At 55.6% G+C, this 14132-nt stretch carries 19 protein-coding genes and 2 pseudogenes; 12 read left to right on the top strand and 9 right to left on the bottom strand.

Annotation, left to right across the window (positions count from 1 at the left end; genetic code table 11):
• Positions 1-3: 3 nt before the first annotated feature.
• Entirely contained in the window at positions 4-687 is a 684-nt protein-coding gene (locus AVO44_RS05825; protein WP_068333866.1) for an SDR family NAD(P)-dependent oxidoreductase, read from the top strand.
• Positions 650-1768 (top strand): flavin monoamine oxidase family protein, encoded by a 1119-nt coding sequence (locus AVO44_RS05820; RefSeq protein ID WP_338057284.1) that lies wholly within the window; start codon positions 650-652, stop codon positions 1766-1768. Before AVO44_RS05825 ends, AVO44_RS05820 begins: the two co-directional genes overlap by 38 nt.
• Before the next feature lie 80 nt (positions 1769-1848).
• On the opposite strand, the gene AVO44_RS21790 is transcribed toward AVO44_RS05820, so the two are convergent.
• Entirely contained in the window at positions 1849-2163 is a 315-nt protein-coding gene (locus AVO44_RS21790; RefSeq protein ID WP_082677404.1) for a thioredoxin family protein, read from the bottom strand.
• Between the two features lie 135 nt (positions 2164-2298).
• Between AVO44_RS21790 and AVO44_RS05815 the strand changes: the two genes are divergently transcribed.
• Both AVO44_RS05815 and AVO44_RS05810 read left to right on the top strand, forming a co-directional pair.
• Entirely contained in the window at positions 2299-2835 is a 537-nt protein-coding gene (locus tag AVO44_RS05815) for a TetR/AcrR family transcriptional regulator (RefSeq protein WP_068333862.1), read from the top strand.
• 103 nt (positions 2836-2938) lie between these two features.
• Positions 2939-3334: an alcohol dehydrogenase catalytic domain-containing protein gene (locus AVO44_RS05810; protein WP_068333859.1), complete on the top strand. Its 396-nt coding sequence runs from the start codon at positions 2939-2941 to the stop codon at positions 3332-3334.
• A gap of 32 nt (positions 3335-3366) precedes the next feature.
• Here AVO44_RS05810 and AVO44_RS05805 read toward each other — a convergent pair whose 3' ends face one another.
• The 5 genes from AVO44_RS05805 to nadA all read right to left on the bottom strand — a co-directional run bounded on the left by AVO44_RS05805 (position 3367) and on the right by nadA (position 7874).
• Positions 3367-4050, bottom strand: coding sequence for an IS6 family transposase (locus AVO44_RS05805; RefSeq protein WP_068333856.1), 684 nt, complete (start codon positions 4048-4050; stop codon positions 3367-3369).
• Complete coding sequence (locus AVO44_RS21455; protein ID WP_205626530.1) at positions 3941-4198, bottom strand: hypothetical protein; 258 nt, start codon at positions 4196-4198, stop codon at positions 3941-3943. The genes AVO44_RS05805 and AVO44_RS21455 overlap by 110 nt, the downstream gene beginning before the upstream one ends.
• A gap of 204 nt (positions 4199-4402) precedes the next feature.
• Entirely contained in the window at positions 4403-5251 is an 849-nt protein-coding gene (gene nadC / locus AVO44_RS05795) for a carboxylating nicotinate-nucleotide diphosphorylase (RefSeq protein WP_068333851.1), read from the bottom strand.
• Positions 5248-6813: an L-aspartate oxidase gene (locus AVO44_RS05790; RefSeq protein ID WP_068334074.1), complete on the bottom strand. Its 1566-nt coding sequence runs from the start codon at positions 6811-6813 to the stop codon at positions 5248-5250. Before AVO44_RS05790 ends, nadC begins: the two co-directional genes overlap by 4 nt.
• An 8-nt stretch (positions 6814-6821) precedes the next feature.
• On the bottom strand, positions 6822-7874 hold the full coding sequence (gene nadA, locus AVO44_RS05785) for a quinolinate synthase NadA (protein WP_068333848.1): 1053 nt from the start codon (positions 7872-7874) through the stop codon (positions 6822-6824).
• Between the two features lie 429 nt (positions 7875-8303).
• Between nadA and AVO44_RS20615 the strand changes: the two genes are divergently transcribed.
• Positions 8304-8549 (top strand): hypothetical protein, encoded by a 246-nt coding sequence (locus AVO44_RS20615; RefSeq protein WP_082677403.1) that lies wholly within the window; start codon positions 8304-8306, stop codon positions 8547-8549.
• Between the two features lie 191 nt (positions 8550-8740).
• On the opposite strand, the gene AVO44_RS05775 is transcribed toward AVO44_RS20615, so the two are convergent.
• Positions 8741-9016: an ArsR/SmtB family transcription factor gene (locus AVO44_RS05775; protein WP_233421931.1), complete on the bottom strand. Its 276-nt coding sequence runs from the start codon at positions 9014-9016 to the stop codon at positions 8741-8743.
• A gap of 85 nt (positions 9017-9101) precedes the next feature.
• Between AVO44_RS05775 and AVO44_RS05770 the strand changes: the two genes are divergently transcribed.
• The 3 genes and pseudogenes from AVO44_RS05770 to AVO44_RS21785 form a co-directional block, all read left to right on the top strand.
• Complete coding sequence (locus tag AVO44_RS05770) at positions 9102-9971, top strand: PhzF family phenazine biosynthesis protein (protein ID WP_068333844.1); 870 nt, start codon at positions 9102-9104, stop codon at positions 9969-9971.
• Positions 9968-10918 carry an ornithine cyclodeaminase family protein gene (locus AVO44_RS05765; RefSeq protein WP_068333842.1) on the top strand — a complete coding sequence of 317 codons (951 nt, stop codon included), beginning with the start codon at positions 9968-9970 and terminating at the stop codon, positions 10916-10918. The genes AVO44_RS05770 and AVO44_RS05765 overlap by 4 nt, the downstream gene beginning before the upstream one ends.
• A 15-nt stretch (positions 10919-10933) precedes the next feature.
• Positions 10934-11287 (top strand): annotated as a pseudogene (locus AVO44_RS21785) (aminotransferase class IV); the annotation flags it as partial.
• On the opposite strand, the gene AVO44_RS20610 reads toward AVO44_RS21785, so the two are convergent.
• Positions 11251-11565 carry a cupin domain-containing protein gene (locus AVO44_RS20610; protein ID WP_233421930.1) on the bottom strand — a complete coding sequence of 105 codons (315 nt, stop codon included), beginning with the start codon at positions 11563-11565 and terminating at the stop codon, positions 11251-11253. The pseudogene AVO44_RS21785 and the gene AVO44_RS20610 sit on opposite strands and share 37 nt — an antisense overlap.
• A 137-nt stretch (positions 11566-11702) precedes the next feature.
• Here AVO44_RS20610 and AVO44_RS05755 point away from each other — a divergent pair, with 137 nt between their 5' ends.
• From AVO44_RS05755 to AVO44_RS05740, 4 genes and pseudogenes are all read left to right on the top strand, one after another.
• Complete coding sequence (locus tag AVO44_RS05755; protein WP_068333836.1) at positions 11703-12227, top strand: DUF4142 domain-containing protein; 525 nt, start codon at positions 11703-11705, stop codon at positions 12225-12227.
• A gap of 26 nt (positions 12228-12253) precedes the next feature.
• Entirely contained in the window at positions 12254-12571 is a 318-nt protein-coding gene (locus AVO44_RS05750) for a cupredoxin domain-containing protein (protein WP_157769933.1), read from the top strand.
• A gap of 393 nt (positions 12572-12964) precedes the next feature.
• Positions 12965-13504, top strand: a complete 540-nt coding sequence (locus AVO44_RS05745) for a YcnI family copper-binding membrane protein (RefSeq protein WP_068333830.1) — start codon at positions 12965-12967, stop codon at positions 13502-13504.
• A 109-nt stretch (positions 13505-13613) separates the two neighbouring features.
• A pseudogene (locus AVO44_RS05740) lies at positions 13614-13787 on the top strand (IS6 family transposase); the annotation flags it as partial.
• A 20-nt stretch (positions 13788-13807) separates the two neighbouring features.
• Here AVO44_RS05740 and AVO44_RS20605 read toward each other — a convergent pair.
• The gene (locus AVO44_RS20605; RefSeq protein ID WP_082677401.1) at positions 13808-13978 is read right to left on the bottom strand and encodes a carboxymuconolactone decarboxylase family protein; all 171 of its coding nucleotides are present in this window, start codon (positions 13976-13978) and stop codon (positions 13808-13810) included.
• Positions 13979-14132 lie beyond the last annotated feature (154 nt).

Here is a 14132-nt window from a genome sequence, read left to right as displayed (position 1 = left end):
TCCATGGCAGATCACAAACCATTGGCCCTTGTTGCGGGGGCAGGGGCTGGCCTTGGCCAGTCCCTCCTTGCCACGTTCGAAGAGGCCGGGTTCGAGCCGGTCGGGATCGGTCGGACGCGCCCGGACACGACGATTGGCGCCTTCTACAAAACCGATTTGTCTGATGAAGTACAAATGAGGGAGCTGATTGGCAGCCTCATCGCTACCCATGGCGCACCGCAGATCGTCGTTCACAACGCGGCCGAGCTTGTCATAGCTCCCTTTGCCGAAACCACTTTGCACGACTATCAACGCACATGGGCTTCGATGGTGCAAAGTGCTGTGCTGCTCGCGCAAGGGGTGATGCAACCCATGGCCCGGGCAGGAGGCGGTACATTCATCGTGTCTGGCGCGACAGCGTCCCTACGAGGAGGCGCGCGCTTTTCGGCATTTGCCAGCGCAAAATTCGCACTGCGCGGACTTACACAATCGCTTGCTCGCGAGTATCAACCCGCGGGTATCCATGTGGCTCATGTAATCCTTGACGGGATCATCGACACAAAAAGGTCGCGTGTACTACACAGCTTGGACCCGACTAAGATGATGAGCCCCAACGACATTGCTGCCGCCTACGTGGCGCTTGCGCGTCAGCCTAAATCCACCTGGACGCATGAGCTTGATTTGCGACCTGCAAGCGAAGGATTTTGAGATGCAGACCGACGTCCTGATTATTGGCGGTGGCTTGTCCGGCTTGTCATTAGCAGATCAACTCAATCGCGCTGATGTCGATTTTCACGTCGTCGAGGCGCGCGACCGCTTGGGCGGTCGTATTTTAACGAAGACAACGGTTAAAGGCTCCTATGATCTGGGCCCGGCTTGGTTCTGGCATGGGCAGCCGCGGATTGCTGCGTTGATTGACCGCTTTGGTCTCAAGAGGTTCGAACAGCACTACAAAGGCGCGCTGAGCTTTGAAGACGAGGCCGGACGAGTGGAAAGAGGACGGGGCTTTGCCTCCATGCAAGGTTCCTGGCGTCTCGAAGGAGGGCTCCAAAACCTTGTGCAGGCCTTGGCCGCAACTTTGCCCGAGGCCCGGGTCTCTCTGGATGCGGCGCTGGTGGAATTGTTCGAAGAGGATACCGGCCTCAAAGCCACGTTCGCTGATGGTAGCGCAATCCACGCCAAGCAAGTCGTACTGGCCTTGCCGCCGCGGGTGGTCGCAGAAACAGTCCGCTTCTATCCCGCTTTGCCAGAGCCCACGCATTTGGCGATGTCAAACGTTGCAACTTGGATGGCTGGCCAAGCGAAAGCGGTGGCTATTTACGAAACTCCCTTTTGGCGCGCCGAAGGCCTGTCTGGTGATGCCATGAGCCGCTTTGGTCCCATGGTTGAAATCCACGATGCCTCGCCTGCTGATGGTCGTTCTGGGGCGCTGTTCGGTTTCATCGGTGTCCCGCCGTCTGCGCGCCAGGACCTAGGTGCGTTGCGCCAACAGATCCTCATTCAGCTTGCCCGTCTATTTGGCCCCGAGGCGGCTGAGCCCGCGCAATTGCTGATCAAGGACTGGGCCTTTGACCCTTTCGCAGCAACGCCGGAAGACCAAAAGCCCCTATTCGCACATCCGGGCTATGGAATGCCCGACGCCATGACGGATCTAATGGATGGGCGGGTAATCTTCGCCGGAACAGAGACCGCACAGCACTTTGGTGGCTATCTCGAAGGTGCGCTTGAAGCGGCAGAAAACGCCTTGGACCGCTTGCAAGCACTGAATGCAATAGAACCCGCCGGATAAGGAACGACGCTGCGGCGCCCGTCATCTTTTCTTTCGAAATCAATGTCGATGGCCAACACCGTTTTGGCCATCGTTTTACTTCAATGGCTGGACGCCGCGGACGCCAACGAGTCCCGGTCAATCAATCCCGAAAATCGCGAGGTCACCTTGCAATCCTCCACAACGATAGCTGTTGGCACGGATCGGAGTTTAAACCGCTCCGCCGCCTCGGACTCGTTATGGACATCCACTCTAACTACTTCAGCGGCCCCTCTGAGATCATGGACAGCTCCATCGACTAGCCGTTCCTTTGAATGACACGGCTGACAATCCAGCGCTGAAAACTCGACGATTTCTGAGCGATCCGAGGCACAAATATTGTTCGACGATCGATGTTTTTTCGTCGTTGTCGACATACTGAGTCTACTCTTGTTGCAAGCATGGCCGACGTGTTCCGCAGGCGCTTCTTAATCTACTAATAGATAAATTAGCAACTTGCATTTGGAATAAGATTAACTATCTAGTGATAGATATATACTGGAGTAAGCCGAATGTCGAAAACGCGTGCAGACGAAATTCTTGATTATGCCGAGCGCGAAATCCGCAAAAACGGGTTTGATGGTGTCAGCTTCCGCGACATCGCAAGCGCGATCGGCGTAAAAAGCGCCTCGGTTCACTATCATTTCCCGACCAAGGCAGACTTGGGGGCCGAGGTCACAAAGCGGTACGCAGAGAGCTTCATCGATGGTCTCGGGTCGCCCACTGATCCCAGTGAAAGCGCGGCCAGCCGGATTGGCAGACTAGCGGACGCCTATATCGGAAGCTACCGGGTGGAATCGTCGACCTGTCTCTGCGCTGTGCTCGGATCGGTGGTTTCGCACCTGCCGGATGAAACGTCGAACGAAGTACGTACGTTCTATGACCGGCTAGGCGCATGGTCTGCCACGGCGTTAGAGGGCAGCACGACGGTGCTGACGCCTAACTTGCTCATTTCGCTGCTGCAAGGCGCGATGGTGCTGTCCCTCGCTACCAGCAGCGAAGATCCCCTGCTTGAAGCAAGGGCGCATGCCGTGTCGCTGGTCAGCTAGCACACGTAAGACCAGATCCTCCCCGGTTTCACGACCTCTCAAACCTCACCCAGCGGTACGCGTAGCACGCGCGTGCCCACTCTCGCCATGATTGGAACTCACTATGACTGACCAAATGAAAGCTGCCATCGCAATTGAGCCTGGTGAAGCAGATGTTTTGCAAATTCTCGATGTCGCAAAACCCATTCCCACCGAAAACGAAATCCGCATCCGAGTGCGCTCGTTCGCTCTGAACAAGGCAGAAGCCTATAACCGTCGCGGCAACCACGGGGCCTTTTCGGGAAAGTGGGCTCTGGGGATCGAAGCGGCGGGCATCGTTGATCACGATCCGCTTGGACAGTTTGATAAAGGACAAAAGGTTGTTACGGCCATGGGCGGTATGATGTTTGACCGCCATGGCAGCTATGCCGAGTACATTACCGTCAAACGCCAGAACGTCATCGCGATCGACAGCCCAATCGATCTTCAGACCCTGGCGGGATGTGTCGCAAACATTTAGAACAGCCAACGCCAGCGACCTACCGGACACACCTATCCAGCGATCTCGGCAAATAGCCGAAAGCCCGACGTGGTAGTGCTGGGGAATTGCTGCTTGCGGATCATGTTGGCGACCTCAATGCCGTCCAAAGTAGCCGACGCGGATCTGAACGACTTGAACCCGCACATATGCCGCACGCGTCGCTTGATGAATCTGTGATCCTGCTCAATCAGGTTGTTGAGATATTTGGACCTGATCGTTTGTACTTTGGCTGGGCAGCCGAACCGCTTCAGGATCCTGTTCACTTCTCGAATGCCAGCTGCATTTGCGCCGCTCTTGTCTATGACAATTTTGTTTGGGATCCCGTTTGACGACAGTGCTTTGGCAAAGAACCGTGTGGCTGCTGGACGATTTCGTCGCTCAGACAGCATGAAATCAAGGGTCTCGCCGTGTTCGTCGACCGCTCGATAGAGATACATCCACTTCCCGCGCACACGAATGTAGGTTTCGTCCATGCGCCATGAACTCTGAGTTGGGCGCTTCTTTGATTGCGCGCGAGCTGCGACCATCGGCGAGAACTTCACAACCCACCTATTCAATGTCGCGTGGTCAACTCGCACACCGCGCTCAGCCATGATCTTTTCCAAATCGCGATAAGAAACCGTGTACCGCAAGTAGAAGTAAACGGCGTGCAAAACCGCATCCTTGGGAAAATGGCAGCCTTTCAAGGAAATCATGCTGAAACCTGTTGGAGAACAATGCGCGGATACCTAAAGTCGAAATCTCTATGCTCGTCAATCCAGGCCCAAAGTTTGCGACACATCCCAATCCCATGATACGCAGGAAGAAAAATCCATCACGGTCAAAGGTTGCGGGTTTGGGCATTGGCGACCCTGCCAAAGGCCCGCGTTTGCGGGAGGCGGCCGACCGGAAGCGCGATGTGTCGTTTCTATTCGGCACTGACTACACTTATGTTGATCACAGTGATTTCTTTCCAGATTGGTCGAACGTTGAGATGCAGAACGAATGGGTTCAAGTGCGGGCGGGTATTCAATCAGCTTGTTGGGTTATCATGCCCTTGCAATAGCGTCAGAAATCCAAACCCAGATCGACCGTGCGATAGGAGTGGGTCAATGCGCCGGATGAAATGAAATCCACGCCGGTGGCCGCAATGGCAGCAACTGTGTCCCGCGTGACATTGCCCGAGGCTTCGGTGATCAGCCGACCATCAACCAGTGTAACCGCCTTGGCCAAGATGTCAGGCGGCATATTGTCCAACAGCACAGCATCGGCACCGCCGACATCAAGCACTTCGGCCAGTTGCTCCAGCGTATCTACCTCGATCTCGATCTTCATCATGTGCGAGGCGCGAGCTTTCGTGGCCTCAAGAACAGCGCGTACGCCGCCAGCCGCCGCGATATGGTTGTCCTTGATCAGGATTGCGTCGGACAAGGAAAAACGGTGATTGAATCCTCCGCCGTGCAGAACCGCCTGTTTCTCAACGATACGAAGGCCGGGGGTGGTTTTTCGCGTGCAGGTAATGCGCGCCTTTGTACCCCTGGTTTCAGCCACCAGTGCCGCCGTTGCGGTGGCCACGCCGCTCAGGCGTCCGGCAAAGTTCAGCGCCACGCGCTCAGCCGACAGGATCGAGGCCGCCTTACCTGTTATCTCCATCAGCGTATCGCCCTTGGTACAGCGCTGGCCGTCCTCGATAAGTGTGGCAATCTTCAGCGAAGGATCGAACATACGGAATGCCATGGCAGCGACCTGCAATCCCGATACCACCGCATCTTCACGGGCGTTCAGGCGCGCGGCATAAGTGACGTCCGGCGCGATCACCGTTTGGGTGGTGATATCACCATAGGCACCTAGATCCTCGATCAGGGCCGACCGGACCAAAGGTTCGAGGATCATGTCGGGTAAGGCTGGAAGGGTCATGCTGCGTCCTTTGTAATACGGTCCCGCAGGGCGACAGCCTCGCTCAGCGTCAGGGCAGAGCGTTGGCCGGGGCCGGGGATAGGGTCAGGGAAATCTGATCGGTAATGCGCACCACGGCTTTCTTCACGCAGCAGCGCGGCAGCGGCAATCAGGGTGGCCGTGGCCGTCATATTCAAAAACACGTCAGAGGCCCGATGCCGGGCCTCAAGAGCCGCGATCCGAGTCAGGGCACGGTTCAGGCCTAACCGATTACGCATCACGCCCACGTGCTGGGTCATGATACGACGCAGGGTGGCCAAATCCGTGTTCCTTGCCGGTTGGGCTTCCGCAGTCAGAGCAAGGTCAACTTCTGGCACGTGACCGACGGACACAGACTCCGCAATGTCTCGCGCACATGTGCGGGCAAATACCAGCGCCTCAAGCAGTCCGTTTGACGCCAGCCGGTTCGCGCCGTGCAACCCGGTTGAAGCGGCCTCGCCACAGGCCCAAAGTCCTTTCAGCGAGCTTCGGCCCGCCAAATCTGTTTCGATACCGCCCATATGGTAGTGCGCCGAGGCAGTGACTGGGATCGGATCGCGCACAGGTTTAACGCCATTGCGCAGGCAGGCCTTGGTCACTGCGGGGAAATGATCCGAAATTCGCGCGCCGATTGCTGTTCGCGTGTCCAATGCCGGACGACGACCCGCATGCGTCTGCATAAATACAGCGCGGGCAACCGTGTCGCGCGGTGCAAGTTCGGCATCGGGGTGGATGTCGAGCATGAACCGATGCCCATTTCCGTCAATCAAAATAGCCCCCTCGCCACGCAACGCCTCGGTCGCCAGCGGAGTGGGGTCCTCGCCGACGTCGATTGCGGTGGGGTGGAATTGGACAAACTCGGCATCCGCAATCCGCGCGCCGGCCCGGGCGGCCATGCCAATTCCCTGACCCCGGATGCGCGAGGGATTGGTGGTATTGGCATACAAGCCCGCAGAGCCCCCGGTTGCCAGCACATGCGCCGACCCGCGCAGCAGAACCTGTGGTGCGTTCGGTGCATGGGCATCGGCCAAGTAAACGCCGCTAACCTGCGCACCGTCGCTTTCCAACCTAACCGCCAAAGCCCCTTCGATGACCTGAATGGATGCGATTCTGCGCAAAGCCACGATCAGCGCGCGCATGATCTCGGCACCGGCCTGATCGCCCTTGACCCGCACCACCCGCGCAGCGGAATGCGCCGCCTCGCGCGATTGCACAAAGCCGCCATCGGCGGTGCGGTCGAAGCCAGTGCCAAGGTCGGACAGGTCGAGGATATGCTCCGGTGCGGCTTGGGTGACGAACTCGGCCACTTCGCGCAGGACCGACCCGGCGCCCGCGCGCATGGTGTCCTCGGCATGGGCTTCGGGGCTGTCCGTCCTGGCCATCGCCGCAGCGATACCGCCCTGCGCCCAGGCTGAGCTTGCGCCGGACCCCAGCGGCTCGGGCGAGATCATCACGACCGGACAAGGGGCCAGTTTCAGCGCGGTATAAACCGCCGCCAGCCCGGCTCCGATGATGACCACACGCGGCGTTTCAGCGATCTTCATGTTGCTGATCAAATACCCAGTTGGCGCGAAAGGTCGATCATGCGCTGCACCGACAGGCGCGCCTTGGCGGCGACCTCGGTATTAACCTCAATCTGACCTGTCATGGTATCCAGCGCGAACAGCACCTTTTCAAGCGTGATCTTCTTCATGTAGGGGCACATGTTGCAGGGGCCGACAAAATCGACCTCGGGCAAGGCATCCGCGATATTCGACGCCATCGAGCATTCGGTGATCAGCAGTGCCTTTTCAGGTTTTTCATCGGTGACATATTTGATGATACCACTGGTGGATCCAGAGAAATCGGCCTCGGCCACCACCTCTGGTGGACATTCGGGATGCGCGATCAGACGCGTGCCGGGGTTCCATTCGCGAAAATCGCGCAGGTCCTGAGGACGGTATTGTTCGTGTACGATGCACGAGCCTTCCCACCAGACCACATTCTTTTGCGGCACGTCGCGGGCCACGTTCTGCGCCAGGTACTGATCTGGCGTCATGATAACCGTGTCGCTGTCCATTGCTGCAACGATCTGCGCTGCGTTCGATGAGGTGCAGCATATGTCAGAAGCCGCTTTGACCTCGGCCGTGGTGTTTACATAGGACACAACCGGCGCGCCGGGATAACGGCGGCGCATTTCCTCGATCCCTTCGGCCGTGATTGATTCCGCTAGTGAGCAGCCCGCCTCCATATCCGGCATAAGCACGGTCTTTTCGGGGCTGAGGATCTTTGACGTCTCTGCCATGAAATGCACGCCGCATTGGACGATCACATCCGCCTCGACCTCGGTGGCCTTGATCGCCAGTTGTAGACTGTCGCCGCCGAAGTCCGAAATGCCGTGGTAAATTTCGGGCGTCATGTAGTTGTGGCCCAGAATGACCGCATTGCGCTCGGCCTTCAGATCGTTGATCGCCTTGATGTAAGGCGCGTAGATTGCCCAATCCATCGGCGACACTACGCGGGACATGCGGCTATAAATTTCACTCATGCTCGCCGCCAGCTCGGGCGACGGTGCAAGATCATATTTTTCGGAAAGGTGCGCACGCTGCGCGGGTAGGTCGAACACGGGATTGGTTTTCTGCCTATTGATCACGAGAGCGTGAAGATACCGGGCCTTTTCTCGATTATCCACAGCGTAAATGAGGAAAAGTTCCCAAAATTCGTTGGCGTCGCAAACTAATCGACCTTCGTTCGATGATCCAAGAAAACTATCGAGAAAGTTGATCTGTGAATATCATCATTGGTTCTCAAATCAGCAGTGAAACGCTCTGATCAAAATCAGGATGCATTTTTAATTGTTTAGCGGGTTGTTTCATGGTTCGAATAAGAAGCGGTGGCACGAATTATCTATTTGCTTGAGCGACTCGCAAACAGGGCGTTAGAAACCCCTCATCTGAAAGCCCTACGGTTAGCCGAGCGTCGATGATTGGTTGGCGTTCGGTAGCATTATCTTCATTAATCACAACCGTTTGCGTCGGCGATACGCGCTAGATGAATGCGCCCCGAACAAAACATTTTACAGCTGGAGGAAGCGCCGGAGCTGGAAGGCATCTTTTCGCGCGTGATGGTCGGTTTGGCCGCTTACCATGTTGAAGAAAAGACCGTGATGGACGATCCAATTTATCTCATAGCTTATCGAATGGCGACCACTATGGGTTTAGAAAATGGGGGCGTGGATGCGAGATCGGTCGAGCCAAGGGTGGTAGAAAAAGCTGCACGCTATCTACGACGGCCACGGTAGGATGCTCAGCAGCTTGCCAAAGGTCTCATAGTTGCTCGAAGATCTTGGCTATAACGCCAATTGGTTCCAAGATGTTTAGAGGACGAAAGTATACGCGGCTGCAACTCAGTCCAGAACCGGTCGCCTCCAACCGGCTAATAAGTTTTGTCGTGAAGATGTTCCTTTGCCTCAGGTCGTTTGGGTGACCGTTTTCAAAGCATCTGGCCGACTTTTCGAAGTACATTTTCGACCTGATCTGGTCGCAACTTGTAGAATACCCAGTTTTTAATCTTCTTGCTCTCGACCAAGCCAGCTTCTTGCAGGATTTGCATGTGGTTGGTCACGGTCGGTTGCTTCAAGCCAATTTTTTCCGTGATGAAGCCGACGCATACCCCGTCTTTGACCAAATCACCATCGACCTGCGGCGGAAAGTGACTTTCGGGCTCTGATAGCCAGTGCACAATTCGCAACCGGTTCTCATGGGCCAAGGCGCGCAGTGCTTGGGCTGTTGACACATATACATCCACTGAATAGATACCTATCTATATAGATCATTTGCTATGCAGGTTCCTTATGCCACCTCCTAAGTTGACCTTCAACTTCATTCACTGCGATGTTTTCGCGGCCAAGCCCTATTGCGGCAATAGTCTGGCCGTATTTACAGATTCTGAAGGGCTGACCGGCGAACAAATGCTGACCATTACCCAGGAGATGCGACACTTTGAGTCGATCTTCCTGAGTGAGAACAATGGTCAAATCTCTGCGCGAGTGTTTGATCTCTTTGAGGAGCTACCATTTGCAGGTCACTCCATTATCGGTGCTGCTTGCACATTGCATAGAGAAGCGGGCACCGAAGGCTCGCGGGGGTGGACGATCAGCTTGCAGGGCGGAAGAGAGGTCAGTGTTTCGACGCAGTACCGGGATGGGTACTATTTCGGCGCACTTGATCAAGGCAGGCCCGAGATAATCGGCACGGTCGACGCGCAAGAACGGCAGGACATTGCCAGAGCTTTTAACCTGGATCAACTTGCTGATTTTCCGCTGGACGTCATCTCAACAGGTTTGAAATACCTCGTTGTTCCGGTTTTGGGAGGGTTGAAGGACGCGCGGATCACAGTTCCCGATTTGGAGCAGTCTCTGAAACGTTTCGGGGCAGAGTTTGCATATCTGCTCGATGTCGACACATTTGAAGGGCGGCATTGGAACAATGACGGGGTCATGGAGGATGTCGCAACCGGCAGCGCCGCTGGCGTGGTTGGAGCCTATGCCTTGAAACATGGACTGGCGGAATCGGGCCGCAGTTTTCCTTTGAAGCAGGGTCACTTTATGGGGCGGCCGAGCGAGATAATCGTGACGCCCTTCGGAACGCCAGACGACATCAAAAGAGTGACGGTCGCAGGCGAAGTCGCTTATGTCGGCAGCGGTGAAGTGATTGCGCCATGATCCCAGTCATCGGCTCAGAAACCATCCGCCCGTTTTTAAGCATCGAGCAATTGATCCCGGCCGCAGAGTTAGCATTCCAGGCGATCTCGGACGGCAGGGCGCAATCGCCCGTTTATGTTCTGCATCCCAATGATCTGGCCGACATCCATGTCAAGTCGGCGTCTCTGCCGGGGTGTCCGATTTTTACGGTCAAGATGGCGGGCTGGTCCCAGATCCTTGCAGATCGGGGCGAACCGGCATCCAGTGGTATGATTGCGGTTTTTGACAGCAAAACCTGCAAGCCGCTGGCCATCCTGCAAGACGACCATCTGATTTCGGATTACCGGACCGCGGCGGCAGGTGCGCTGGTGGCAAGACTGTTGGTTCCGCAATCGGCCCGATCCGCCTTGATCGTCGGAACCGGGACGCAAGCGCGGTTGCAAGCTGAGGCCTTGCTTGCGGTGCGCGCAATCAAGACCTTTAAGATCTGGGGGCGGGATCGCGCCAAAGCCAGTGAGCTATGTTTATCATTGGAGTCGCGTCTCACCGGGGTGTCCGTGCAAGTGGTTGATGACTTGCCGGCTGCAGTTGCCCAAGCCGATGTGATTGTAACCGCGACCGGAGCAAAAGAGCCCTTGATACAGGCCGATTGGCTCAGACCGGGCCAGCACATCACCTCTGTCGGGTCGGACGACACCACCAAATGCGAGATTGATCCGGAAATCCTGAAAGACTCAGAGGTTTTTGTCGACGCAAAGGCCACGGCTCGAATGTACGGGGCAACAGCCCGCGCGCTCTCGGCAAATGTCTTGACCGAAGACGCATTTACCGAAATCGGATCCGTGATTTCGCGGGAAAGCGGGAACAGGAAGGCAACAACTGTCGCATGCCTCTCGGGGTTGGGTGTGCAGGATTTGACCACCGTAAATGCCATTTGGGGAGAGCTTGCCTCAGCCGCAATCGGGTAACAGCGGTAAGCAAAGATATCGGTTTTTGACCGCGGTTTCCTGTTTGCCGACGCCGTTTATGAGATCACTGGCGTTCTTGGCGGAAAGACAAAGGGGCCAAATCAGTCGGTTGTAATGTTCACGCAGTCAAAACCTGGGATCGCCGACATCCCGAGCGAGCAGCTTGGGCTTAAGGTCAAAACTTTGCCAGACCTGCGATGGGCGAGGCGAGATATCAAGACGGTGCAGCTTCTCTATCCCTCGCTTGCAAAGATGGAAGCAAAGGGAGAAGGCTGCGACGATGCCTGGCTCGTCGCTGACGGCCTTGTGGCCGAAGGTACTTCGAACAATGCCTATATCGTGAAAGGTGATTGCATCATCACCCGGAACCGTATCGAGCGGCAGGATCGTGTTTTTGGGATCTTGGCCGCAGTATAGAACGTGAGCTGTTCCGCGGGGATGATAACCAAATCCCCTTGCGCTAGACTAATGGGTTCATCGACACCATCGACGCGAATAAGACAGTTGCCGCGATGCGCGAAGTGAAATCTCGCAACGTTTCCACAGCTTGGAACTGCGACGCCCCACGGCCTTGTGAATGATGCGCGAAAATAGATCGTTCCGCGCACGGAAAGGCTGGTCAGGATGTCACTCAGAAGATCAAGCATGATAAAACCATACGGCCCAAAGCGAACGTGTACAGAGGTCTGAACTATCTGCATGACATTTAGAACGTTCGCGCATTCAAACACATCAAATCCTGTGGGTACTCATATGGTATCGACAATCCAAAGGAATTTCCGGCATGAAAAAGCTTCTGACCACGGTTGCAATCGCTCTGTCCATGGCAGGTGTTCAGGCGTCCGCACAAGATGTTGCTGACATGAATGATCTTGAATACGCACATATCGCCTACACGGCTGATAACATCGATATTCGCTACGCGCATCTGGCGCTTGCGCTGTCGAACAATCCCGACATCCATGAGTTTGCAAACACAATGATCCGCGACCATACAGCGGTAAACGAAGCCGCATTGGGTCTTCTCGACAAGCTTGGTGCATCGGCGCAAGACAATGCATTCAGCCAGCAGCTCAATGCAAATGCAGACGAGATTATTGATGGCTTCGTAAAACTGCGCGGCGCAGAATTTGACGCGGCATATGCAGCCAACGAACTCGCCTACCACAAGGCAGTGAACGATCTGGTCGAGAACACGATGATCCCGAATATCGACAATGCCGAAGTAAAGGCGCTGTTCGAGCAGGGCCTTGAAATATTCAAGGCCCATGAAGGTCACGCCGAAATGATGGTTAAATCGCTGCAGTGAGGCGGGATTTACCAACGCGCAGGGGCGTGATTGTTGGAGCGGCTGCAGTAGCGGCCGCTCCGATTCCGCAGCTTCTTATGGCCGAAACGCCGGTGGTGCACGAAGTTGAGATTCGATCATTCGAGTATCTTCCTGCCGCGGTCCAGGTACGCATTGGCGACACCATACGATGGACCAACAAGGACATTGCTCCTCACACGGCAACCGCTGATGAGTTTGGGTGGGAGACTGAGACCCTGGAACGGAACGACACGGCTTCAATCGAGGTGTTTGAAGCTATGGAATTGTCCTATTTTTGTGCTTTCCACCCGCACATGAAAGGTCAGATCGAGATTATCGAGTAGCGGGCCAAAGAAGCAAAGCGGATGCCCAGGCGGGAGTTGCATACCAAAGAAGAGCAGACATCTGAGTGGCCTGCAGCATATGTCGAATTGGGCGCAGAGCAGACCCCAGAGGCAGTGCTGCATCACGTGGTATGTATTGTCGGTCTGGGTGCTGCTGTTAGACTTGACTGCAATTAGAACCCTCGCAGGCGGCGGTATACTTGGAGGCGAGCTTGTTCACAAACAAGGCGCCACTTTTAGATCATCCTCAGGACAGCCGAATTCCTCTGGACCGGAAACATCCTAGGATTTTCAAAAACCCAGCCTGAACAAAGACCCGCTCGAAAAACACCCCGCGTCCCAGCCCCGTTTCGAAATCCAACTGAATCAGAACGCAAAGCAAAAACAGAACCCATGAAACAAATCACTTCATTCACTGCGATTACTTCTTTGCTGATATTCGCATCCCAGGCGCATGCGCATGTTTCCCTTGCAGAAACTGAGGCTGTGCAGGGGGAAACCACGCGTCTGACGCTGCGCATTCCCCATGGCTGCGGAGACGAGGCAACCTTGCGCGTCCGTGTACAAATTCCAGAGGGATTAATCGCGGCGCAGCCGATGGTCAAAGCCGGATGGACACTTGAAACAGTTACCGGCGAGTACCAGAACAGCTACGAATACTATGGAAGTACCGTCTCGGAAGGTGTGCAGGAAATCATATGGTCGGGAGAGCTTCTGAACGCTTACTACGATGAGTTCGTATTCCGCGCCTGGATTAGCGACCGTGTTTCTGCAGACGAAACGCTCTACATTCCCGCGATCCAGGAATGCGCGAACAGCGAGCGACACTGGATCGAAATCCCTGAGGTTGGGCAAGACGGTCATGACCTGGAAGCTCCGGCACCAAGTGTTTTGGTTGTACCGGCGAGTGCTGATGAGGGCCACAGCCACTGAATGGGTCTTGTCACGTTGACCGCCGTTCGGTTGCTTTTGCCTGGGTTAGGACGCAGGGAGCATCGATGAATTCATCCAGCTGCCATTTGTCAGCCGCCGTATGCCGGTCGCGCATTGGGGCTTGAACAACCAGATCGAAGACTCGCACATGCCAACACGAAAACGCGAGAAGCTGATGGGACGGTTCAAATCTCCCTTACAAGCACAGAGACTTCTGGCTGCCCAAGATCAGATCAACACCGTCATTCGCCCGCGCCGCTATCAGCTTTCCACCACCTCGTAGGGCGTCAACGTCATTTGACTTCAACCGGCCTGCTCAGCCAGAATAGTGTGCCAAGGCACACAATAGTTACATTCATTCTTAAAGTTGGCAGTTAAGTAGACGACCTGCCGCTCTTGTGTGTCGAGGCTCGACGTATTGAACACATCCCACATGAAGGTATACCCGGCCAACAATTGAGGGCTGAGCGCCATCTATTCCCAGGCGAAAACCGATCTCTCTTGGTGCTTTCCGCAAAGTGTCGGCGAAAACGATTGACCCGAAGCAGGATCGCTTCACGACTTGCAACGACCTCGCGCTCGGTAAGAACGCCTTCGATATCAGAAGGCTCATGTTGAATTGCTGATG

The sequence above is a fragment of the Ruegeria profundi genome (assembly GCF_001507545.1).
GTDB lineage: Bacteria > Pseudomonadota > Alphaproteobacteria > Rhodobacterales > Rhodobacteraceae > Ruegeria > Ruegeria profundi.
The sequence above is the reverse complement of the archived record's forward strand: the minus strand, read 5'-3'. Positions and strand labels throughout refer to the sequence as shown.